At 38.9% G+C, this 22,959-nt stretch carries 17 protein-coding genes, 4 tRNA genes and 1 pseudogene; 17 read left to right on the top strand and 5 right to left on the bottom strand.

Translation table 11 applies throughout. The annotated features are described in order from the left end of the window. The first annotated feature begins 8 nt into the window (after positions 1-8). The 11 genes from HPSH112_RS05120 to HPSH112_RS05065 all read left to right on the top strand — a co-directional run bounded on the left by HPSH112_RS05120 (position 9) and on the right by HPSH112_RS05065 (position 10,388). A complete protein-coding gene (locus tag HPSH112_RS05120) occupies positions 9-1,331 on the top strand; it encodes an aminotransferase class V-fold PLP-dependent enzyme (protein ID WP_001147610.1) in 1,323 nt (440 codons plus the stop codon). Between the two features lie 25 nt (positions 1,332-1,356). Next, positions 1,357-1,947, top strand: a complete 591-nt coding sequence (locus HPSH112_RS05115; RefSeq protein WP_000352080.1) for a DUF3972 domain-containing protein — start codon at positions 1,357-1,359, stop codon at positions 1,945-1,947. A gap of 104 nt (positions 1,948-2,051) precedes the next feature. Then, on the top strand, positions 2,052-4,442 hold the full coding sequence (locus HPSH112_RS05110; protein ID WP_000028312.1) for a molybdopterin guanine dinucleotide-containing S/N-oxide reductase: 2,391 nt from the start codon (positions 2,052-2,054) through the stop codon (positions 4,440-4,442). A 147-nt stretch (positions 4,443-4,589) separates the two neighbouring features. After that, complete coding sequence (locus HPSH112_RS05105) at positions 4,590-5,087, top strand: hypothetical protein (protein ID WP_001020246.1); 498 nt, start codon at positions 4,590-4,592, stop codon at positions 5,085-5,087. Next, on the top strand, positions 5,084-6,610 hold the full coding sequence (guaA, locus tag HPSH112_RS05100) for a glutamine-hydrolyzing GMP synthase (protein WP_000604610.1): 1,527 nt from the start codon (positions 5,084-5,086) through the stop codon (positions 6,608-6,610). Before HPSH112_RS05105 ends, guaA begins: the two co-directional genes overlap by 4 nt. Positions 6,611-6,695: 85 nt before the next feature. Further along, positions 6,696-7,445 (top strand): HpaA2 protein, encoded by a 750-nt coding sequence (gene hpaA2 / locus HPSH112_RS05095; RefSeq protein WP_000715806.1) that lies wholly within the window; start codon positions 6,696-6,698, stop codon positions 7,443-7,445. A 151-nt stretch (positions 7,446-7,596) separates the two neighbouring features. Continuing rightward, positions 7,597-7,674 (top strand) — tRNA-Pro (locus HPSH112_RS05090). 67 nt (positions 7,675-7,741) lie between these two features. After that, positions 7,742-7,818: transfer RNA gene (locus tag HPSH112_RS05085), tRNA-His, on the top strand. 59 nt (positions 7,819-7,877) lie between these two features. Then, positions 7,878-7,954 (top strand) — tRNA-Arg (locus HPSH112_RS05080). A 17-nt stretch (positions 7,955-7,971) separates the two neighbouring features. After that, positions 7,972-8,048 (top strand) — tRNA-Arg (locus tag HPSH112_RS05075). A 468-nt stretch (positions 8,049-8,516) separates the two neighbouring features. Further along, positions 8,517-10,388, top strand: coding sequence for a mechanosensitive ion channel family protein (locus tag HPSH112_RS05065; protein ID WP_001267434.1), 1,872 nt, complete (start codon positions 8,517-8,519; stop codon positions 10,386-10,388). Positions 10,389-10,390: 2 nt separating this feature from the next. Here the strand turns inward: HPSH112_RS05065 and cfaS are convergent, their stop codons facing one another. After that, on the bottom strand, positions 10,391-11,560 hold the full coding sequence (gene cfaS / locus HPSH112_RS05060; protein ID WP_000623760.1) for a cyclopropane fatty acid synthase: 1,170 nt from the start codon (positions 11,558-11,560) through the stop codon (positions 10,391-10,393). 169 nt (positions 11,561-11,729) lie between these two features. On the opposite strand from cfaS, the gene metG reads away from it, so the two are divergent. The 6 genes from metG to speA are packed head-to-tail and all read left to right on the top strand — an operon-like array spanning position 11,730 to position 18,951. Then, entirely contained in the window at positions 11,730-13,673 is a 1,944-nt protein-coding gene (gene metG / locus HPSH112_RS05055; RefSeq protein ID WP_001172596.1) for a methionine--tRNA ligase, read from the top strand. Then, positions 13,674-14,681, top strand: a complete 1,008-nt coding sequence (locus tag HPSH112_RS05050) for a hypothetical protein (protein ID WP_001236515.1) — start codon at positions 13,674-13,676, stop codon at positions 14,679-14,681. A 3-nt stretch (positions 14,682-14,684) separates the two neighbouring features. Then, entirely contained in the window at positions 14,685-15,470 is a 786-nt protein-coding gene (cmoB, locus tag HPSH112_RS05045) for a tRNA 5-methoxyuridine(34)/uridine 5-oxyacetic acid(34) synthase CmoB (protein ID WP_000903916.1), read from the top strand. 16 nt (positions 15,471-15,486) lie between these two features. Then, positions 15,487-15,915 (top strand): hotdog domain-containing protein, encoded by a 429-nt coding sequence (locus HPSH112_RS05040; protein WP_001158318.1) that lies wholly within the window; start codon positions 15,487-15,489, stop codon positions 15,913-15,915. A gap of 4 nt (positions 15,916-15,919) precedes the next feature. Continuing rightward, positions 15,920-17,089, top strand: coding sequence for a glycosyltransferase family 4 protein (locus HPSH112_RS05035; RefSeq protein ID WP_000237350.1), 1,170 nt, complete (start codon positions 15,920-15,922; stop codon positions 17,087-17,089). Between the two features lie 14 nt (positions 17,090-17,103). Next, positions 17,104-18,951 (top strand): arginine decarboxylase, encoded by a 1,848-nt coding sequence (speA, locus tag HPSH112_RS05030; RefSeq protein WP_001158612.1) that lies wholly within the window; start codon positions 17,104-17,106, stop codon positions 18,949-18,951. 105 nt (positions 18,952-19,056) lie between these two features. On the opposite strand, the pseudogene HPSH112_RS08350 reads toward speA, so the two are convergent. The 4 genes and pseudogenes from HPSH112_RS08350 to HPSH112_RS09000 all read right to left on the bottom strand — a co-directional run bounded on the left by HPSH112_RS08350 (position 19,057) and on the right by HPSH112_RS09000 (position 22,770). Then, positions 19,057-19,947 (bottom strand): annotated as a pseudogene (locus HPSH112_RS08350) (hypothetical protein). A gap of 138 nt (positions 19,948-20,085) precedes the next feature. Then, the gene (locus HPSH112_RS05020) at positions 20,086-21,915 is read right to left on the bottom strand and encodes a DUF262 domain-containing protein (protein ID WP_000421351.1); all 1,830 of its coding nucleotides are present in this window, start codon (positions 21,913-21,915) and stop codon (positions 20,086-20,088) included. Between the two features lie 48 nt (positions 21,916-21,963). After that, positions 21,964-22,404 carry a hypothetical protein gene (locus HPSH112_RS05015; protein WP_000057846.1) on the bottom strand — a complete coding sequence of 147 codons (441 nt, stop codon included), beginning with the start codon at positions 22,402-22,404 and terminating at the stop codon, positions 21,964-21,966. Between the two features lie 144 nt (positions 22,405-22,548). Continuing rightward, positions 22,549-22,770, bottom strand: coding sequence for a PT domain-containing protein (locus tag HPSH112_RS09000; RefSeq protein WP_154079362.1), 222 nt, complete (start codon positions 22,768-22,770; stop codon positions 22,549-22,551). Positions 22,771-22,959: the final 189 nt, after the last annotated feature.

Genomic DNA, 22,959 nt, shown 5'->3' with positions numbered 1-22,959 from the left:
TGTGTTTCGTGCAAGCGTTTTTAAATAGGAGTTTTGCTCCCTTGCTCAATCCTAATGAGAGTCCTTTAGAGCAGGTTAAATCCAGTATTATTTTAAAAAAAGGGGTGTCTTATTTTGACTGGGGGGCTTCAGGTTTAGCGAGTGCTTTAGTGGAAAAGCGCGTGAAATCTTTACTGCCTTATTATGCGAACGCTCATTCTGTGGCTTCTAAGCATGCGATTTTAATGGGCATGCTTTTAAAAGAGTGCCAAGAAAAGTTAAAGCGTTCTTTAAATTTGAGCGATGATCATTGCGTCTTGAGCACGGGGTATGGGGCGAGCTCAGCGATTAAGAAATTTCAAGAAATTTTAGGGGTGTGTATCCCTTCAAAAACGAAGAAAAATTTAGAGCCGTATTTGAAAGATATGGCTTTAAAGCGTGTGATTGTAGGGCCTTATGAGCATCATTCTAATGAAATCAGCTGGCGTGAAGGCTTGTGTGAAGTGGTGCGTATCCCTTTAAATGAACATGGCTTATTGGATTTAGAAATTTTAGAGCAAACTTTAAAAAAATCTCCTAACAGCTTGGTTTCTATGAGCGCGGCTTCTAATGTAACCGGACTGCTTACGCCCTTAAAAGAAGTTTCATCATTGTGTGAGAAATATAAGGCCGCTTTGGCTTTGGATTTGGCGAATTTTAGTGCGCATGCTAACCCTAAAGATTGCAAATACCAAACCGGTTTTTATGCGCCTCACAAGCTTTTAGGGGGCATTGGAGGGTGCGGTCTTTTAGGCATTTCTAAAGATTTGATTGACACGCAAATCGCCCCGAGTTTTAGCGCAGGGGGCGTGATTAAATACGCTAATTGCACACGGCATGAATTTATTGATGAATTGCCTTTGAGGGAAGAGTTTGGCACGCCAGGGTTGTTGCAATTTTACAGGAGCGCTCTAGCGTATCAATTAAGAGATGAATGCGGTTTGGATTTTATCCACAAGAAAGAAAACAACCTTTTAAGAGTGCTCATGCATGGCTTAAAAGACTTGCCCGCTATCAATATCTATGGGAATTTAACAGCGAGTCGTGTGGGGGTAGTGGCTTTTAATATTGGTGGGATTTCGCCCTATGATTTAGCGAGGGTTTTGAGCTATGAATACGCTATTGAAACACGGGCGGGTTGCTCTTGCGCGGGGCCTTATGGGCATGATTTGTTGAATCTTAACGCTCAAAAGTCAAGCGATTTTAACGCTAAACCCGGATGGCTTAGAGTGAGCTTGCATTTCACGCATTCCATAAACGATATTGATTATTTGCTAGACAGCTTGAAAAAAGCGGTTAAAAAATTGCGTTAAGCTAAAACTATTTTTAAGGAAAAATTTGGACATTTTAGATTTGAACAAAGCGCAAGCGGTGCAACAAAATGAGCAAGAAGTAGAGGATAAAGAGCGAGAGTCTAAAGAGCCGGTGGTTTTAGAAGATTTGAGCGCTTTAGCATGGATTGAATTAGAAGAGTTTAGCCGCCTTTCAGGGCTTCCTAAAGAAAGGATCTTAGAATTAGTGAATATCGGTAAAATTAAAAGCAAAATAAGCAACAACAAGCTTTTAATTGATGCGAGCAGCGGGACAAACGCTTTAATCAAAAAGGTAGAAAATAATTTGATTTCTATGGATATGAACGGGCGTTCTTTAGAGCCTGTGTTTGTGGAAAAGACCATTAACACGATTTTAAACTTGCATGATAAAGTCATTGGCGCTAAAGATGAAACGATTTCAGCCTTTAAAAATGAAAACATGTTTTTAAAAGACGCTTTAATCTCTATGCAAGAAGTTTATGAAGAAGATAAAAAAACCATTGATCTTTTGCGAGACGAACTCCATCAGGCGAGAGAAGAAATTGAATTTATGAAGAGGAAATACCGCTTGATGTGGGGGAAAGTCGCTGACATGAGCAGCGTGAATAAAAAGTAGTTTTAAATTAACACCCGGGCTTTGCGGGCTTATTAGCGGTAATTTATGTGAATATATGTTAGAATTTGGGGTATTTTAACAGAATGCAAGCTTGAAGGAGAACCATGTCCATTTCACGCAGAAGTATCCTAACAAAAATCCCAATCGCGCTCGCTAGCGCTAATGTTTTAAAAGCTGTTGGTGTTTTTGAAAAAGTAGAATCCATTCCGCATGCAACGCATTTTGGCCCCTTTATCGCAAAGGTTCAAAACGGAGTGGTTAAAGATATTATCCCCCAAAAGAGCGATTATAACCCTACCATGATGTTAAAAGCGATGGTTGATAGGGTGTATTCAGATAGTAGGGTGAAGTATCCTTGCGTGCGTAAGAGCTTCTTAGAAAACAAAAAAAACCACAAAGAATTGCGCGGGAGAGAAGAGTTTGTGCGCGTGAGTTGGGATGTGGCGTTGGATTTGGCGGCTAAAAAACTTAAAGAAATCCCTAAAGAAAACATCTATAACGCCAGTTATGGTGGCTGGGGGCATGCGGGTAGTTTGCATCGTTGTCATCATTTGGCATGGCGTTTTTTTAACACGACTTTAGGGGGGGCTATTGGCACTGATGGGGAATATGGCAATGGCGCGGCTGCAAGAATAAACCCTATGATTGTAGGGGATATGGAAGTTTATTCGCAACAAACCACGCATGAAGAGATGATTAAAAATTGCAAGGTGTATGTCATGTGGGGAGCGGATTTGTTCAAGTGCAACCGCATTGATTATTTCGTGCCAAACCATGTCAATGATAGCTACTACCCTAAGTATAAAAGAGCTGGTATCAAATTCATTAGTATCGATCCCATTTATACCGAAACCGCTCAAGCCTTTAGCGCTGAATGGATACCCATTCGCCCTAATACTGATGTAGCGTTAATGCTAGGCATGATGCATTATCTTTACACGAGCGATCAATACGATAAAGCGTTTATCGCTAAATACACTGATGGCTTTGATAAATTCTTACCCTATTTGCTAGGAGAGAGCGATAATGCGCCTAAGACTTTAGAGTGGGCGTCTCAAATCACTGGAGTGAGCGCAGAAAAAATCAAAGAATTAGCGGATTTGTTTGTTTCTAAACGCACTTTTTTAGCGGGTAATTGGGCCATGCAAAGAGCTCAGTATGGCGAGCAACCTGATTGGGCGTTAATTGTTTTAGCCTGCATGATTGGTCAAGTGGGTTTATCTGGTGGGGGCTTTGGCTTTTCTATGCATTATGGAGGAAACGCTCAAGCAAGCTCAGGGGCAAGAATTGTTCCGATGATTTCACAAGGGCATAATTCTGTAAAAAGCGTTATTCCAGCATCTAGAATTTCTGAAGCGATTTTAAATCCGGATAAAGAAATTGATTTTATGGGTAAAAAACTCAAATTGCCTAAAATCAAAATGATTTATAATTGTGGGGCGGATTTATTGGGGCATGAAGCTGATACAAACGAGCTGATTCGCGCTTTAAGGACTTTAGATTGCGTGATCGTGCATGAGCCTTGGTGGACGCCTACGGCAAAATTTGCTGATATTGTCTTTGCTTCCACTAGCACTATGGAAAGAGATGATATTACTTTTGGAGGGAGTTATTCTAAAAATGTGGTTTATGCCATGCGTAAGGTGATAGAGCCTGTTTATGAATCTAAAGACGATTATGAGATTTTCAGACAGCTTGCTTTACGCATTGGGGGCAATGAAACAGAGCAGAAATTCACTGAATCTAAGAGTTACATGGAATGGATTAAGGGCCTTTATGAAAAAAGCGATGGTCCTACTTTGAAATCGTTTGATCAGTTTTGGAGGGATGGCTTTGTGGAGTTTGAAATCCCTGAAAATGCGAGAAAGTTTGTGCGTCATGCGAAATTCAGGCAAGACCCTATTAATAATAAGCTGGACACAGAGAGCGGGAAAATTCAAATTTTTTCTCAAAAATGCGCGGATTTTAAACGGGCCGATTTTAAAGGGCATCCTACTTGGTTTGAGCCAGCTGAGTGGCTAGGCTCTAAAATGGCTGAGATTTACCCGTTCCATTTAATCTCTCCGCACCCAAAATACCGTGTCAATTCACAGCTTGATAACACTTGGGTTAGGAATGTGTATAAAATTCAAGGCAGAGAGCCTGTAATGATCAACGAACTAGACGCTAATAAATTAGGCATTAGGCATGGTGAAATTGTAGAAGTGTTTAACGCTAGGGGGAGGTTGTTAGCGGGGGCGTTTGTAACTAAGAATATCCGTCAAGGGGTTTTGAGTATCCAAAAAGGGGCGTGGTATGACCCAGAAGATGTGGGGGTTAGAAACCCACGATGCAATGCAGGGCATGTGAATACGCTCACTTCTTTACGCCCCACAAGCAGCATGACACAAGCCATTTCAGCCAATACCGCCTTAGTTAATATCAGAAAACTCAGAAGGTATGAATTAGTCAAGCCCTATCATTCCATTTCAACACCAAGCATTATTGGGGCTTAAAAGGAGTGAAAATACTAACATGAGAGTGTTTTAGAAAGACTTGAGCGCTAGCCAAGCTAAAGCGTAATTCTCAATTTTTATATTATAATACTTTGCGTCATGCAGCCTATAGTGATGCAACCGATGATAAGTCAAGGATGATAAAAGATGAATATTTTTCAAACGAGTTTGAAATGTTGCGTGGGGTTGGTTTTGTCTATGGGGGTCTTATTAGGGGATTTTAAAGCCTTTAAGGTTAGGGTGGATAAAAGTTTAACCCCGCCCTTTTTGAATGTGCTTTCATTGGCTTTTAAACAAGACATGAAAAAAGAGATCGTTTTTGTGATCACCAAAAGCAACAAATTGAGTAAAAAAGTGCTTTGTGATTTTGACGCTTTTTTATTGCCCGAGGCTTTGATGAGGGATATGCCTAAAAAAGCGCTATTCAATAAAGAGTTTTTATTCCAGTCTAAAGAAAGTAAGACGCTCTATGCGTTTTCGCTGATTGATTCTCAATATTGCTCAAAAGGTGGAAATTACAGACACGAATTAGAAAGATTAGAGTGCTGGTTTGTGCAAAAAGTGCCTGAGTTAGCTGAGAGCCACAGAGTGGATTATAAGAGCCAGTATGATAAAACACAAACAAACATAAAGAATGAGCGATGATTTTAGTATTAGATTTTGGGAGCCAATACACACAGCTGATTGCTAGAAGATTGAGAGAGAGCGGGATTTATGCAGAAATAGTCCCTTTTTTTGAAAGCATAGAAAACATTCAAAAAAAAGCCCCTAAAGGTTTGATTTTGAGTGGGGGGCCAGCGAGCGTGTATGCTAAAGACGCTTACAAGCCTAGTGAAAAAATCTTTGATTTGGATTTGCCGATTTTAGGGATTTGCTACGGCATGCAGTATTTGGTGGATTTTTTTGGAGGGGTAGTGGCTTGCGCGAACGAGCAAGAATTTGGTAAGGCTGTTTTAGAAATCACTCAAGATTCTGTGATTTTTGAAGGCGTGAAAATTAAAAGCCTTGTGTGGATGAGCCATATGGATAAAGTCATAGAATTGCCTAAAGGCTTCACTACCCTTGCAAAAAGCCCTAATTCCCCCCATTGCGCGATTGAAAGCGCTAAGATTTTTGGTTTGCAATTCCACCCAGAAGTCATTCAAAGCGAAGAAGGGGGTAAGATTTTAGAAAATTTTGCCCTTTTGGTTTGCGGCTGTGAAAAAACTTGGGGGATGCAGCATTTCGCTCAAAGAGAAATGGCGCGCTTGAAAGAAAAAATTGCTAACGCTAAGGTTTTGTGCGCGGTGAGTGGGGGCGTGGATTCTACGGTGGTCGCTACGCTATTATACAGAGCCATTAAGGATAATTTGATCGCTGTTTTTGTGGATCATGGCTTGTTGCGTAAAAATGAAAAAGAAAAAGTGCAAGCGATGTTTAAAGACTTGCAAATCCCTTTAAACACGATAGACGCTAAAGAAATCTTTTTGTCTAAATTAAAGGGCGTGAGCGAGCCTGAATGGAAGCGAAAAATCATCGGCGAAACCTTTATTGAAGTGTTTGAAAAAGAAGCCAAGAAGCACCATTTAAAAGGCAAAATTGAGTTTTTAGCCCAAGGCACTTTATACCCTGATGTGATTGAATCCGTGAGCGTTAAAGGGCCTTCAAAAGTGATCAAAACCCACCATAATGTGGGCGGATTGCCTGAATGGATGGACTTTAAACTCATAGAGCCTTTAAGGGAATTGTTTAAAGATGAGGTCCGTTTGTTGGGTAAGGAATTGGGTGTGAGCCAGGATTTTTTAATGCGCCACCCCTTTCCAGGGCCTGGACTTGCGATAAGGATTTTAGGCGAAGTCAGCGAGAGTAAGATCAGATGCTTGCAAGAAGCGGATTTTATTTTTATAGAAGAGCTTAAAAAGGCGGATCTGTATGACAAGGTTTGGCAGGCTTTTTGCGTGCTGTTGAATGTCAATTCTGTGGGGGTTATGGGGGATAATCGCACTTATGAAAACGCTATTTGTTTAAGAGCGGTGAATGCGAGCGATGGCATGACAGCGAGCTTTTCATTTTTGGAGCATTCTTTTTTAGAAAAGGTTTCTAATCGTATCACTAATGAAGTGAGCGGTATCAATAGGGTGGTGTATGATATTACCTCTAAACCACCAGGAACGATTGAATGGGAATGATTATCTCAAAAAATAGAGATAAAAAGTGGGATTTTTTGGGTAAGATTAGAAATTGATTTTAAAGAAAAAGAAAGAAAGGAATTTAATGAAAAAAGGTAGTTTAGCGGTAGTTTTAGGATCGTTATTAGTGAGTGGGGCGTTTTATACGGCTCTAGCTGATGGAATGCCTGCAAAGCAACAGCACAATAATACGGGCGAGTCCGTGGAGTTGCATTTCCACTATCCTATTAAAGGCAAACAAGAGCCTAAAAATAACCATTTAGTTGTCTTAATTGATCCTAAGATAGAGGCCAATAAAGTTATCCCTGAAAATTATCAAAAAGAGTTTGAGAAGTCTTTATTCCTCCAATTGAGCAGTTTTTTAGAGAGGAAAGGCTACAGCGTTTCGCAATTTAAAGATGTTAGCGAAATCCCTCAAGACATCAAAGAAAAAGCGTTGCTCGTTTTGCACATGGATGGGAATGTGGCTATCTTAGAAGATATTGTAGAAGAGAGCGATGCGCTTAATGAAGAAAAAGTTATAGACATGTCTTCAGGGTATTTGAACTTGAATTTTGTTGAGCCAAAAAGTGAAGATATTATCCATAGTTTTGGTATTGATGTTTCAAAGATTAAGGCTGTGATTGAAAGAGTGGAATTGCGGCGCACCAATTCTGGAGGTTTTGTCCCCAAAACTTTTGTGCATAAGATTAAAGAAACCGACCATGACCAAGCCATTAAAAAAATCATGAATCAAGCCTATCACAAAGTGATGGTGAGTATCACCAAAGAGTTAAGCAAAAAACACATGGAACGTTATGAAAAAGTTTCTAGTGAAATGAAAAAACGAAAGTAGTTTTTAGAGCCGCTTTAAATGGTTTTTTAAAGAATGGGGGGTTGATTTTGGGTGGTTTTTGTTGCTGTTGCAGTTTTTTGAGTGTTATTTTTTAAAATTACGCTCAAAAATCAAAAAATTCAGTTATAATAACAATTTATGTGAAAAATTTCGGGGCGTAGCGCAGTCTGGTTAGCGCACTTGGTTTGGGACCAAGGGGTCGAAGGTTCGAATCCTTTCGCCCCGACCACTTTTTTGCATAATTTATTGTTCTGTTTAAAATTCTTTGGTAGAATGTCGCTTCCTTTCATTGAATGGTGGGAGTAGCTCAGTCGGTTAGAGCATCAGATTGTGGTCCTGAGGGTCGTGGGTTCAATTCCCATCTTCCACCCCATCTCATTAAATAAGCGTTTTACCAAGTTTATATTAGTCGTTTCTTTATTTGAATTGTAAGCGTTCGTAGCTCAATTGGATAGAGCACCAGACTTCGGATCTGGGGGTTAGGGGTTCGACTCCCTTCGGGCGCACCACCTAACGCCAGCATCATGCGCTTGTAGCTCAGCTGGATAGAGCAACAGCCTTCTAAGCCGTAGGTCGCAGGTTCGAGTCCTGCCAAGCGCACCACTTTTGACATTCTTTAAAGAGGAGTTATGGATTCTTTAGAGTGGGGATTACTCATTTTCTTAATTCTTGTTTTTCTTATAGGCATAGGATACTACATCTTTATGGTTTTTTCTTCTAAAGATTGATCATCAAAATAGTCCAATGACAAGAGGTAGAAATCTCTAAAACACAGATCTTACATGAAAACATTAATAAAATATTAAAAATATTAAATAAAGCAAGATTTGTTAAAAATTAAGGCTCTGTTTTTAATTGAACTTCAATCATAAAATTAAAAAATACTCAAAGCCATCAAGCAATATAGCGATCTGAAAAGAGACTCACAATTGGGATAAAGCCCGCTTTTTAGGGATAAATAAAAAGCGCTTTCAAATTGCATAGGCAACTTTATGGGGTGAAGCGTTTCTAATTTTTGGTATAATCGCTAGAAATTACGAGAAAGATTATCTTGTTTTAGTGGGGTTTTGCATGCGTTGGCTATTGTATTGGGTGTTGGTATTATTATTGTTTTTAAATCCTTTGAGGGCGGTTGAAGAGCATGAAACAGATGCGATTGATTTGTTTTTGATTTTCAATCAAATCAACCAACTCAATCAAGTCATTGAAACTTACAAGAAAAACCCTGAAAGAAGTGCTGAAGTCTCTCTGTATAACACCCAAAAGAATGACTTGATTAAAAGTTTGACTTCTAAAGTGTTGAATGAAAGGGATAAAATTGGCATTGACATCAATCAAAATTTAAAAGAGCAAGAGAAAATCAAAAAGCGTTTGTCTAGAAGCATTAAGGGCGATGATTTCTACACTTTCATGAAAGACAGATTGTCTTTAGATATTTTGTTGATAGATGAAATTTTGTATCGTTTTATAGATAAAATCAGGGGCAGTATTGATATTTTTAGCGAACAAAAAGATGTAGAAAGCATCACCGATGCTTTCCTTTTGCGTTTAGGGCAATTCAAACTCTACACTTTCCCTAAAAATTTAGACAATGTCAAAATGCATGAATTAGAGCGTATGTTTAGCGATTATGAATTGCGTTTGAACACTTATACCGAAGTCTTGCGTTACATCAAAAACCACCCTAAAGAAGTGCTTCCTAAAAACTTGATCATGGAAGTGAATATGGATTTTGTGTTAAACAAAATCAGCAAGGTCTTGCCTTTCACAGCCCATAGCTTGCAAGTGAGTAAGATTGCGCTTGCTTTGATGATTTTAGCTCTATTGCTAGGTTTAAGGAAGTTGATCACTTGGCTTTTAGCTTTATTGCTGGATTGGATTTTTGAAATCATGCAACGCAATAAAAAAATGCATGTCAATGTGCAAAAAAGCATTGTTTCGCCGGTTTCTGTCTTTTTAGCCCTGTTTAGTTGCGATGTGGCTTTAGATATTTTCTACTACCCTAACGCATCGCCCCCTAAAGTTTCTATGTGGGTGGGTGCGGTGTATATCATGCTTTTAGCATGGTTAGTGATAGCGCTTTTTAAAGGCTATGGGGAAGCGTTAGTTACGAATATGGCTACCAAAAGCACGCACAATTTTAGAAAAGAAGTGATCAACTTGATTTTAAAAGTCGTGTATTTTTTGATTTTTATTGTCGCGCTTTTAGGGGTTTTGAAACAACTAGGGTTTAATGTTTCAGCCATCGTCGCTTCTTTAGGGATTGGGGGGTTAGCGGTGGCTTTGGCGGTTAAAGATGTGTTGGCGAATTTTTTTGCTTCTGTCATTTTATTATTAGACAATTCGTTTTCTCAAGGGGATTGGATCGTGTGCGGTGAAGTGGAGGGCACGGTGGTGGAAATGGGGTTAAGACGCACCACGATCAGAGCCTTTGATAACGCTCTTTTGTCCGTGCCTAATTCAGAATTAGCCGGAAAACCCATCAGGAATTGGAACCGCCGTAAAGTGGGAAGGCGTATTAAAATGGAAATAGGCTTAACTTATAGCTCCAGTCAAAGCGCTTTACAGCTTTGCGTCAAAGACATTAGAGAAATGTTAGAAAACCACCCTAAAATCGCTAATGGAGCCGATAGCGCTTTGCAAAATACGAGCGATTACCGCTACATGTTTAAAAAAGATATTGTTTCTATTGATGATTTTTTAGGGTATAAAAACAATTTGTTTGTCTTTTTAGATCAGTTTGCGGACAGCTCTATCAATATTTTAGTGTATTGCTTTTCTAAAACAGTGGTTTGGGAAGAGTGGCTAGAAGTCAAAGAAGATGTGATGTTAAAAATCATGGGGATTGTAGAAAAGCACCATTTGAGTTTTGCTTTCCCATCACAGAGCTTGTATGTGGAGAGTTTGCCAGAAGTTAGCCTAAAAGAAAGGGCTAAAATCTAAAATTATTGGTAGATGTATTCTTTGGTTAAGGGGAAAGTGTTATCCACGCTGTTGGTTAAAAGCAATTGGAATAAATCCGCGCTCCCCACCCTAAAGGCGGACGCGCAAGTCCTTAAATACAGATCCCACATGCGGATAAAGCGTTCGTCATAGCCGAGTCTTTTGACTTGGTCTAGATTGTGGTTGAAGTTGTCTCGCCAAATGTCTAAAGTCTTAGCGTAATGGATGCGTAAGCTTTCCGCCATGAGCAAGTGGAAGTCGCATTCGCTCATCACGCTCATCACTTCTCTTAAAGAGGGCAAGTAGCCGCCCGGAAAGATGTATTTATCCACCCATGCGTTAGTCTTGCCTTCAAAACAGCATAAAATGGAGTGGAGCAAAAACATCCCGCCTCTCTTTAACACTTCTTTAACTTTTTTGAAATAAAAGGGCAAATTATCCTTACCCACATGCTCAAACATGCCCACGCTCACCACCTTATCAAAGCGATACAAACGCCCGTCTAAATCCTGGTAATTCAATAACTTGATCGTTACTTTATCCTCTAACCCTAGCTCTTGGACTCGTTTGTTAGCCTGTTTGTATTGCTCGCTAGAAATGGTGATCCCCATCACTTGCGCCCCATATTCTTGCGTGGCTTTTATAGAAAGATAGCCCCAGCCACAGCCTATATCCAGCAGTTTTTCGCCCGGCTTTAAATGGAGCTTTTTTAAAGTGTGATCTAATTTTTGGAGTTGGGCGGTGTGGAGAGTGTCATCGTCTTTTTTGAAATAAGCGCATGAATAGCTTAAGGTTTCATCCAGCCAGATAGAATAAAAGTCATTCCCTAGATCGTAATGTTTAGAAATGTTGGAGCTTTCTCTGATTGGTTTTTGGATAGCTTTAGCGTTGTCATGTTTGTGCAAATGCTCATAATTGGTTTGCAAATACAAAGAATGCATCACCTCATCCATAGAGCCTTCAATATCAATCACGCCGTCCATATAAGCCTCAGCAATCGTCAAAGACATGTCTTTTTTAATATCGCTAAATTTTAGGGGGCGGTGGATCTTAAGGGTGAATTTAGGCGAATGTTCGCCATTCCTATAAACGCTATCATCCCAAAAAACGACCTGATAATCGCCGTTTTTCCACTGCTTGAACATGCTTTTGAGCAAAAATTTTGAAATCATCTGTCTATTCCTTAACTCATTTTTCAATTTTTTGAGCGTTAATTATAATGAATTTTAAGCTAAAAACGCCCCATGAATACGCATAAATTCAACCTCTATTCTCTAAATTTTTAAAAGCATGTTAAAATTAAGAGATTTCAAACAATTTTAAGGTAACACGATTATAAAGATGCAAAAATCACTGATCACAACCCCCATTTATTATGTGAATGATGTCCCCCATATTGGCCATGCTTATACGACTTTGATTGCGGATACTCTAAAGAAGTATTACACGCTTCAAGGCGAAGAAGTCTTTTTTTTAACCGGCACCGATGAGCATGGGCAAAAGATCGAACAAAGCGCGAGATTGAGGAATCAAAGCCCTAAAGCTTACGCCGATAGCATTAGCGCGATTTTTAAAGACCAGTGGGATTTTTTCAATTTAGATTATGATGGTTTTATCCGCACCACAGACAGCGAGCATCAAAAATGCGTGCAAAACGCCTTTGAAATCATGTTTGAAAAAGGGGATATTTATAAAGGCGTTTATAGCGGGTATTATTGCGTGAGCTGTGAGAGTTATTGCGCGATCTCTAAAGCGGACAACACGAACGATAAAGTCTTATGCCCTGATTGCTTGAGAGAAACCACGCTTTTAGAAGAAGAGAGTTATTTTTTCAGATTGAGCGCGTATGAGAAGCCTTTATTGGATTTTTACGCTAAAAACCCCGAAGCGATTTTGCCCGTTTATCGTAAAAATGAGGTAACTTCTTTCATTGAGCAGGGTTTATTGGATCTGTCTATCACGCGCACGAGCTTTGAATGGGGCATTCCTTTGCCTAAAAAAATGAACGATCCTAAGCATGTGGTGTATGTTTGGCTGGACGCTTTATTGAATTATGCGAGCGCGTTAGGGTATTTGAATGGTTTAGACAATAAAATGGCGCATTTTGCATGCGCTAGGCATATTGTGGGTAAGGATATTTTACGCTTCCATGCCATTTATTGGCCAGCTTTTTTGATGAGTTTGAATTTGCCTTTATTCAAGCAGCTTTGCGTGCATGGGTGGTGGACGATAGAGGGCGTGAAAATGAGTAAGAGCTTGGGTAATGTTTTAGACGCTCAAAAAATCGCTATGGAGTATGGGATTGAGGAATTGCGTTATTTTTTATTGCGTGAGGTGCCTTTTGGGCAAGATGGGGATTTTTCTAAAAAAGCGTTAATAGAAAGGATCAATGCGAATTTGAATAACGATTTGGGGAATTTGTTGAATCGCTTGCTAGGCATGGCTAAAAAATATTTCAATCATTCTCTAAAAAGCGCAAAAATCACCGCTTATTATTCTAAAGAGCTAGAAAAAGTGCATCAAATTTTAGATAACGCTAATTCTTTTGTGCCTAAAATGCAATTGCATAAAGCTTTAGAGGAATTGTTTAATGTTTATGATTTTTTAAACAAACTCATCGCTAAAGAAGAGCCATGGGTTTTGCACAAAAACAACGAATCAGAAAAACTAGAAGCCTTATTGAGCTTGATCGCAAACGCGCTTTTGCAATCAAGCTTTTTGCTCTATGCGTTCATGCCAAAGAGCGCGGCTAAATTAGCGAGCGCTTTTCATGCAGAGATTACGCCCCATAATTACGAACGCTTTTTTAAAGCTAAAAAATTACAAGATATGATTTTACAAGACACCGAGCCTTTATTTTCCAAAATTGAGAAAATTGAAAAGGCTGAAAAAGCGAGAGAAGTCCCACCAGAAAAAGAAAAAAAAGAAAAAAAAGAAAAAGCCCCACTAAAACAAGAAAATTATATCAGCATTGAGGATTTTAAAAAAGTAGAGATTAAAGTGGGGCTTATCAAAGAAGCTCAAAGGATTGAAAAATCCAATAAATTACTGCGCTTGAAAGTGGATTTAGGCGAAGGTTGTTTGAGGCAGATTATCTCAGGGATCGCTTTGGATTATGAGCCTGAAAGCTTGGTGGACCAAATGGTGTGCGTGGTGGCTAATTTAAAACCCGCAAAGCTTATGGGTGAAATGAGTGAGGGCATGATTTTGGCGGTGCGAGATAGCGATAATCTGGCCTTAATCAGCCCTACCAGAGAAAAAATTGCAGGAAGTTTGATTAGCTAAATGCGATTAGGGGTGAATGAAGCCGTAGAATTGAGTTTGGGCGAATTGCAAAACACGCCCTCAATCAGCTATTTTAATTCTATTGTTTTGTCTTTAAACAAAGTCCAAAAAGGCTCTTTATTTGTCGCTAAAGATCACACTCTCATTCCTAAAGCTTTAGAGTTAGGGGCTTATGGGATTTTATACGCAGGAGAATACCCTTTAAGCGATAGGGATGTGGCATGGATCAAGCTTAAAGATATAGAGCATTCTTTGAATCATTTGTTTAAATTTTGCTTGTTGAATGAGCGCGTGGTTGGAGCGCTGTTAAGCCCTATAGAATTAGAGATCGCTTCTAAGATCATGGTGAGCGATTTTGTGTGGTGCTTGAAAGAGAGCCTTGAAGATTTATTCATTATAGAGGGGTGTAAAATAGCCTTTTTTGATAAATTGGAGTGGTTTCATTTGTTTTATAAGCAAGAGCGTTTGAAAGAAGATTTGAAAGAAAGCCGTTTAATCGTTCTCAACCAATCGTTTTTTTGCAGCGCTTTAGTCTATGAAAAACAAGAATACGAATTAAAAATGCCATGCATCTTTTTAGAGTCTTTAAAAAGGGTCATTCAATTGTGCGAGAAATTACAAATTGAGTTTGATTTGAATCTTTTGGGCAAAAAAGAATACCCTTTAGATCATTGCAAACCCTTTTTTGTGAATAAGAATTTAGAAATATCCCCTTATGGTGCAACGGCGAGGGTGATTGTCGCTGAGACTTCAAAAGAATTGTTTGAAATGATGCTTCAAAAAGCCCTTGAGACTCTATCGTGGGGGAAAATTGTCGTGTTTTGCCGTAAAAACAGCGCGGCTTTCTTTAAAAAAACCAACCCTTATTTTTACACCACCCAAAACAACTTAAAAGAGCAATTAAAAAATTTAGCGTTTAATTTCGCTTTTATTTATGGGATTAGCTCCCATCATTTAGAATCCCTTTTAAACCCCCCCTTTTTTAAAAAAACCCCCACGCTATGGTAAGTCATGCTCATTTGTAACGATAAATCCAATCCAAAAACCCTTTTAGAAGAAATCATGGCGTTAAGGCCATGGCGTAAAGGCCCTTTTGAAATTTCTCAAATCAAGATTGACAGCGAATGGGATAGCTCTATTAAATGGGATCTAGTCAAAAACGCCACTCCTTTAAAAGATAAGGTTGTGGCTGATGTGGGGTGCAATAACGGCTATTACTTGTTTAAAATGCTAGAACATGGGCCTAAAAGTTTGGTGGGGTTTGATCCGGGCGTTTTAGTCAAAAAACAATTTGAATTTTTAGCCCCTTTTTTTGATAAAGAAAAAAAAATCATTTACGAGTCTTTAGGGGTAGAGGATTTGCATGAAAAATACCCTAACGCTTTTGATGTCATTTTTTGCTTAGGGGTGCTATACCATAGAAAAAGCCCGCTAGAGGCTTTAAAAGCCTTGTATCATGCTTTAAAGATAAATGGGGAGTTGGTGTTGGACACTTTAATCATTGATTCGCCCCTAGACATCGCCCTTTGCCCTAAAAAAACTTATGCTAAAATGAAAAATGTTTATTTTATCCCCAGTGTTAGCGCGCTAAAGGGGTGGTGCGAAAGGGTAGGGTTTGAAAATTTTGAAATTCTTAGCGTTTTAAAGACCACGCCTAAAGAGCAGCGTAAAACGGATTTTATTTTGGGGCAGAGTTTGGAAGATTTTTTGGATAAAACAGATCCCTCTAAAACTTTAGAGGGGTATGACGCTCCTTTAAGGGGGTATTTTAAAATGCTTAAACCAAGCAAGCTTTAAATATAAGGATAAAATAGTGCAAGAATCAGTCGTTCGTGTGGATTATGACTCTTTAGAAACTTGTAAGAATTTCAAACCAAGCGTTGGCACTGAATTGGTCGTTTTAGAAAAAGATATAGCCCATGCGCGTTTCAAGGGCAATGAAAGCATGGTGTATGAAGAAAATTTTGTGCATGCCGGGTTTGTGCTTATTGCGTGCAATTATGCGGCCTTGTGCGCGTTGAATAAAAGACACAGCGTGGTGGTTTCTAATAACATTAATTTTTATGCCCCCCTAGAATTGAATCAAGAAGCGCTCATTAAAGCGCAAGTGGTTCAAGATGGCGTGAAAAAAGCTGAAATAAAAATAGAGGCGTTTGTGTTAGACATTCAGGTTTTAGAGGGACTGATAGAAATCGTGGTGTTTGATAAAAAGCCTTTCAAATTCAATTTTAAAGAAGAGTAGTTAAATGGTTATTGTTTTAGTCGTGGATAGCTTTAAAGATACTAGTAATGGTACTTCTATGACGGCGTTTCGTTTTTTTGAAACGCTGAAAAAAAGAGGGCATGTTATGAGGGTGGTTGCCCCTTATGTGGATAATTTAGGGAGTGAAGAAGAGGGGTATTACAACCTTAAAGAGCGCTATATCCCCCTAGTTACAGAAATTTCACACAAACAACACATTCTTTTTGCTAAACCGGATGAAAAAATCTTAAGAAAGGCTTTTAAGGGAGCGGATATGATCCATACTTATTTGCCTTTTTTGCTAGAAAAAACAGCCGTAAAAATCGCGCGAGAAATGCAAGTGCCTTATGTTGGCTCTTTCCATTTACAGCCAGAACATATTTCTTATAACATGAAATTGGGGTGGTTTTCTTGGTTTAACATGACGCTTTTTTCGTGGTTTAAATCTTCGCATTACCGCTATATCCACCATATCCATTGCCCGTCAAAATTCATTGTAGAAGAATTAGAAAAATACAACTATGGAGGGAAAAAATACGCTATTTCTAACGGCTTTGATCCCATGTTTAGATTTGAACACCCGCAAAAAAGCCTTTTTGACACCACACCCTTTAAAATCGCTATGGTAGGGCGCTATTCTAATGAAAAAAATCAAAGCGTTTTAATCAAAGCGGTTGCTTTAAGCAAATACAAACAAGATATTGTATTATTGCTCAAAGGCAAAGGGCCTGATGAGAAAAAAATCAAACTTTTAGCCCAAAAACTAGGCGTAAAAACGGAGTTTGGGTTTGTCAATTCCAATGAATTGTTAGAGATTTTAAAAACCTGCACCCTTTATGCGCACACAGCCAATGTGGAAAGCGAAGCGATTGCGTGTTTAGAGGCTATTAGCGTGGGGATTGTGCCTATTATCGCCAATAGCCCTTTAAGCGCGACCAGGCAATTTGCGCTAGATGAACGATCGCTATTTGAGCCTAATAACGCTAAAGATTTGAGCGCTAAAATAGACTGGTGGTTAGAAAACAAGCTTGAAAGAGAAAGGATGCAAAATAAATACGCTAAAAGCGCTTTAAACTACACTTTAGAAAATTCAGTCATTCAAATTGAAAAAGTTTATGAAGAAGCGATCAAAGATTTTAAAAATAACCCCCATCTCTTTAAAACCTTATCGTAACAAAAGGATAAAAAATGCAAGAAGTCCATGATTATGGGATTAATTTTTGGAGCAATAACGAATTTAAGATAGAAAAAGGCTTGGTTAAAGTTTGCCATGGCAAAAACCCCTCGCTTTTAGAAATCGTTCAAAGCGTGCGCGATAAGGGCTATAGAGGGCCTTTGTTGGTGCGATTCCCCCATTTGGTGCAAAAACAAATCAAAAGCCTGTTTGATGCGTTTTCTTCAGCGATTAAAGAGTATCAATACAGCGGGGCTTTTAAGGCGGTTTTCCCTTTAAAAGTCAATCAAATGCCCTCATTTGTTTTACCTTTAGTGCAGGGGGCTAAAGGTTTGAATTACGGATTAGAAGCCGGGAGCAAGTCTGAACTCATCATCGCAATGAGTTACACCAACCCCACAGCCCCTATCACCGTGAATGGCTTTAAAGACAAAGAAATGATTGAGCTTGGCTTTATCGCTAAAAGCATGCAGCATGAAATCACTTTAACGATTGAGGGTTTGAACGAGTTAAAAACCATTATCGCCGTGGCTAAACAAAACGAGTTTTTAGCCTGCCCTAAAATTGGTATCCGCATCCGTTTGCACAGCACTGGAACTGGCGTTTGGGCAAAGAGTGGGGGGATCAATTCTAAATTTGGCCTTAGCAGCACTGAAGTTTTAGAAGCGATGCGCCTTTTAGAAGAAAACGACTTGTTAGAGCATTTCCACATGATACATTTCCATATAGGCTCTCAAATCAGCGATATTTCGCCCTTAAAAAAGGCTTTAAGAGAAGCGGGAAACCTGTATGCAGAATTGCGTAAAATGGGCGCTAAAAATCTTAACAGCGTGAATATTGGAGGGGGGTTAGCCGTAGAATACACCCAACACAAGCACCACCAAGACAAAAACTACACTTTAGAGGAATTCAGCGCTGATGTGGTGTTTTTATTGAGGGAAATTGTGAAAAATAAGCAGGAAATAGAGCCGGATATTTTCATTGAATCAGGCCGTTATATTTCCGCTAACCATGCCGTTTTAGTGGCCCCAGTGTTAGAATTGTTTTCGCATGAATACAATGAAAAATCCCTAAAAATCAAAGAAAGTAATAACCCCCCATTGATTGATGAAATGCTAGACTTGCTCGCTAATATCAATGAAAAAAACGCCATTGAATACTTGCATGATAGTTTTGATCACACCGAGTCGCTATTCACGCTTTTTGACTTGGGTTATATTGATTTGATTGACAGGAGCAATACTGAAGTTTTAGCCCATTTGATCGTCAAAAAAGCGGTGCAATTGCTTTATGTTAAGGATCATAACGATATTTTACGCATTCAAGAGCAGGTCCAAGAGCGCTACTTATTGAATTGCTCGTTTTTCCAAAGCTTGCCGGATTATTGGGGCTTAAGACAGAATTTCCCGGTCATGCCCTTGAATAAATTAGATGAAAAGCCCACTAGGAGCGCGAGCTTGTGGGATATTACTTGCGATAGCGATGGAGAAATCGCTTTTGATTCCACAAAGCCCTTGTTTTTGCACGATATAGATGTGGATGAAGAAGAATACTTTTTAGCGTTCTTTTTAGTGGGAGCGTATCAAGAAGTTTTAGGCATGAAACACAATTTATTCACGCACCCTACGGAATTTAGCGTGGTTTTTGATGAAAAAGGCGATTATGAAGTGGAAGATATTTGCGAAGCCCAAACGATTTTAGATGTGCTAGATGATTTAGACTATGACACTAAAGAGATCGAGCGCCTTTTAAAACAAAAAATTGAAGACAACAACCAACTAGACATGGAAGAAAAGAAAGAAATCATGGGGCGCTTGTATGTCATGCTGAGCGAAAACGGGTATTTGCGCACGATTTCTTAAAGAGTGCTATAAATGGATTCAAACGGCTTTAATCGCTATCAATCCATAAAAGAAAAATAAGAGAGAATAAAAGAGAGAAAAAGAGAGCCCCCTCCCCAAAGGGGTTTAATTTTCAACCCCCTCCTCTTTTTCTAAATTAGCAAGATACTCATCAACCTCGCCCACGCTTGCCAAACCAAAATTATTGTAAATATCTTTTAACAGATTTTCGGTAAGACCCGCACAACTTAAGCCGTATTTATTGATACCGCCATCGCATAAGAGTTGCGCCACGAATTTTGCATCCGCTTTATTTTTAGGTAAAAGTTTCGCCCACTCTTCCAAAGTTACACCAGATCTCTTACCATCAGGTCTTACCAAATTTTTTGCGTAAGTTTCAATCGCCTTACAGAATAAACAAACATCCCCCATTTGCATGTCATCAAAGGTGTCAAAGAAACCCTCTTCCTCTCCCCTGTTTTCAATCATAGCATTCCACTCCGCATCGCTATGGTGTTTTAAATCCGCCATAAAAGAGAGCGCATGGATAATGATTAAACTCGCTTGAAAACCACGCCCCACCATAACTCATCGGAGCGAATAACACACCAAGTCGCATATTTCTTTTTTCGTTAGCATAAAGGTCTGCCATAGTGAGAAAACCACCCTCTGCTACATCAGGGAATCAAAGTCCAACTTATATTTGCTTTCTTTCTCTTTAGGAGTAGAAGTCCTTTCCTTAACACTAGCGCCACTCGTTACGATTTTAAGACCCTCTAAAATGTCTTTCTTACCGCTTTCGGCGTGATTTTTCGCAACTTCACTCAAAGGAGTGTGCTTAAACCATTTTAAGAATTTTTCGCTATTGAAAGCGTAAGAAACTTCGTTGCCTTTTTGGCTCCTTAAGGTTACGCGATTAAACCCAATACTAATGGCTTTAGCCTCCACCACTTTGTCGTTGATTGTGGCTTTGACCAACGCGCCTACTTTTAACTGATTTTCGTTTTGAAAACCCATAAAATACTCCTTTGATAAAAATTTTAAAAATCCGCTATAATCACCCATCCAATGTTTTTTATCTTTTCAGCATGGCTTGTTCCTCCTTGTTGGGGTTTGAAGCGCTAAAAACAGACCCTTTATTTTTGAGCGATCGCATCATTTAATGTCTTTTAAAAGAGCGTTTTTAAAAGCTTTAATGGCGCTTTCACCCACTAATGCAGCGATACGATAATGCACGATTAAAAAGTTTAATAATTTTTCACTCCTTTCTTTGATTTGATCGACCCCAAAAGAAGCGTTTTTGGCCACTTCTTTTTCACTATAAGAGCCTTTTATGTATTCTTTTCTTTTTTCATCAAAAGGTTTGTTGCTTAAAGAGCTGTTAGCGTTTTTAGGGATTAAAAGCAAGTTCCCTAGAGCATGCACGATGTTAGGGTTTTTGGCCCAATTTTTTTCTTTAGCGCTATAGCCTTGATCGGGATTTTGGGGCAAGATATGCTCAATGCTTTCTGTATTGCCATCAAAATTCAGAGTCGTTTCAGGGTTATGGTGCAACTCGTATTCATAAAGCAAGTAATTCAGCGCCTTGCCCCATTTATACCATTTCTCAGCATTCTTTTTAGAGTGGATATACTCTTCAAGCAATTCCAAAGCACTATACTTTCTGTTGAAAAAATTCTTTTCTAGCGTTGGAAGATTTTCAATGACGATATTTTCTTCCCCATATCTATACGCTTTGAACGCCATAAAAGCTAATTCAATCCATTCGTTTTTAGCCGTGTTCTTGCTAGCAACCCTATAGATTAAAAACCCGAAACGCTCTAAATGTTCTAATAAGCCCTCTAATTCTTTGGTGGTATAAGGTTGTTCATTAGCGCTTTTTCCAGCACGCTGTATGGTTAAAAGAGAGAGCAATAAGGGCAAAAAAGCGCTATCGCTCAAAGCGTTTAAGCGCCGCATCTTTTCTAGCAAATCGCGCATTTTAGGCGTGATTTCAATCTCAAGTTTTTTATTGTCATCAACAATAAGGGTGATAGATTTTTCATCAAGCGTGTGCAAGAAATTCCAAACTTTAGACGAATAAGAAAGATAAAATAACAAATCATCTATTTTTTCATATTTCTCATTAAAGTTGGTGTTGTCGGTATATCTTTTATGAGCGTTAAACTCCATCTCCAATAACCTCTTTTTAAAATCCCCTTTCTCGCCATAATAATACGCCACGAAATGCTTTAAAAAACCCTCTAAATGAGCGTCTTCAAACTGCCTCAAATCGTGATAAATGAGCGTGTAAGTATCGTTGATTTCTTGTTGGAGTTTTTCTAATTTTTTGCCCTCGCAAATCTTGTGCGCCACAAAATGCAAGCGGTTTTTTAGCAATTCCAGAGTGGATAGATCCTTACCACGATTGTTAATCGTTTCAAAAGAGCTGAAAGGATCGATCCTGTTATCGTTCAATCCCACCACGCTAAAAAGCATTTTCTTTATAAGGGCATCAAACATTTTTTCAAGCGCTTCAATAGGCGTATCGCTGATTTTTTCTTTAAAAAATGCATAAGCCTCAATAAGATTTTTAGCGTAAAAAGAAGTTTTGAACGCTTTTAAATCTTTTTCCTCTTCAGTGATCGCCCTAAAAGCTTCACGCAAACCATAATACTTATAGGATAAAATGGGTTCAAGGTTGATTAAAGAATACTTTGGGTCTTTGTTTTGGGTGGTTTTTGCTAAAAGGCCCAGTAAGATCAGGCTTGTAGCCAATCGTTGCTGGCCGTCTATGATTTCAAAAGCGCTATTTTCAAAATCATTTTCAAGCTCTCTTAAGGTTAAGCTGTGCATGTAATGGAATTGGTTTCCTAGTTTGGACACATGCTCTAAATCGTTCCAAAAATCCTTTAATTGCCTTTCTTGCCATGCATACCCCCTTTGATAGCTGGGGATTTCAAATACGCCTTTTTCAATCACTCCGTCTAAATCCAACAATTCCATTAAAATCCTTTCTTAAATGATGGGTTTATGGGTAAAAATCCATAACCCTTAATTTTTTCGCTCGATCAGTTTTGGTTGCCCAAGTCGGGTGCTGTGCGTGAAATGCCAAGTGTTTTTATTGACCAATTCTTCGTATTCCTGGCTCCCTTTTTGAGCGCAAACGCCCTCAACCTTTAGCGCTCCCTCTTCATCAATCCCGATAGTGTCATGGTCAATCTTTAGGGCAAAAACGCTCCGTTGGACTTCAGCCCCTCTAGTCGTTGAATCCTCATTCACAATGCCAATGATATAATCCGCTTTACGCATGAGTTCAAAATGCTTGTGCTGAGCCGCTTTGTTTCGTCGTGAGCGAAAATAGCCCAAAGTGCATTCATCGCACCACTCTTTAAAATCCTCATTTCCTGGAATGGTTCCCTTGTATGCACCTGAAACCATGCACAACAACAAATTGTATTTTTCATGCGCTTTCAAATTTTCTAACTGAGCCATCATCTCTCCTTTAAATTTAACTCTGTAAGCCCCACTGATTGAAAAATGGGGCTTATCGAATCAAATTTTTTAAAAATGTTGTGCGGGTTAATGAAAGGGGGAATGATAAAGAGTAGGGGATTTTTAAATAGGTTTTGGTAAAAGTTATAACAATAGGGTAGCGTTGCTTGATTGCTTGATTGCTTGATTGCTTGATTGCTTGATTGCTTGATTGCTTGATTGCTTGATTGGATGGTTGGATGGTTGGATGGTTGGATGGTTGGATGGTTGGATGGTTGGATGGTTGGATGGTTGGATGGTTGGATGGTTGGATGGTTGGATGGTTGGATGGTTGGATGGTTGGATGGTTGGATGGTTGGATGCCATTTCTACCCCTTTTTTAAAGATGACATGCAGTATTCTATCTAGCGGTATTTAATTATCTTTTTATCTTTTTATCTTTTTATCTTTTTATCTTATGTAATGTTTTATCTTTTTATCTTTTTATTTTTTTATCTTATGTAATGTTTTATCTTTTTATCTTTTTATTTTAATGATGCGTTTTATCTTGCGATG

The sequence above is a fragment of the Helicobacter pylori Shi112 genome (assembly GCF_000277405.1).
Taxonomy (GTDB): domain Bacteria; phylum Campylobacterota; class Campylobacteria; order Campylobacterales; family Helicobacteraceae; genus Helicobacter; species Helicobacter pylori_C.
Note: the sequence above shows the minus strand (reverse complement) of the source record. Positions and strands in the feature narration are given on the sequence as shown.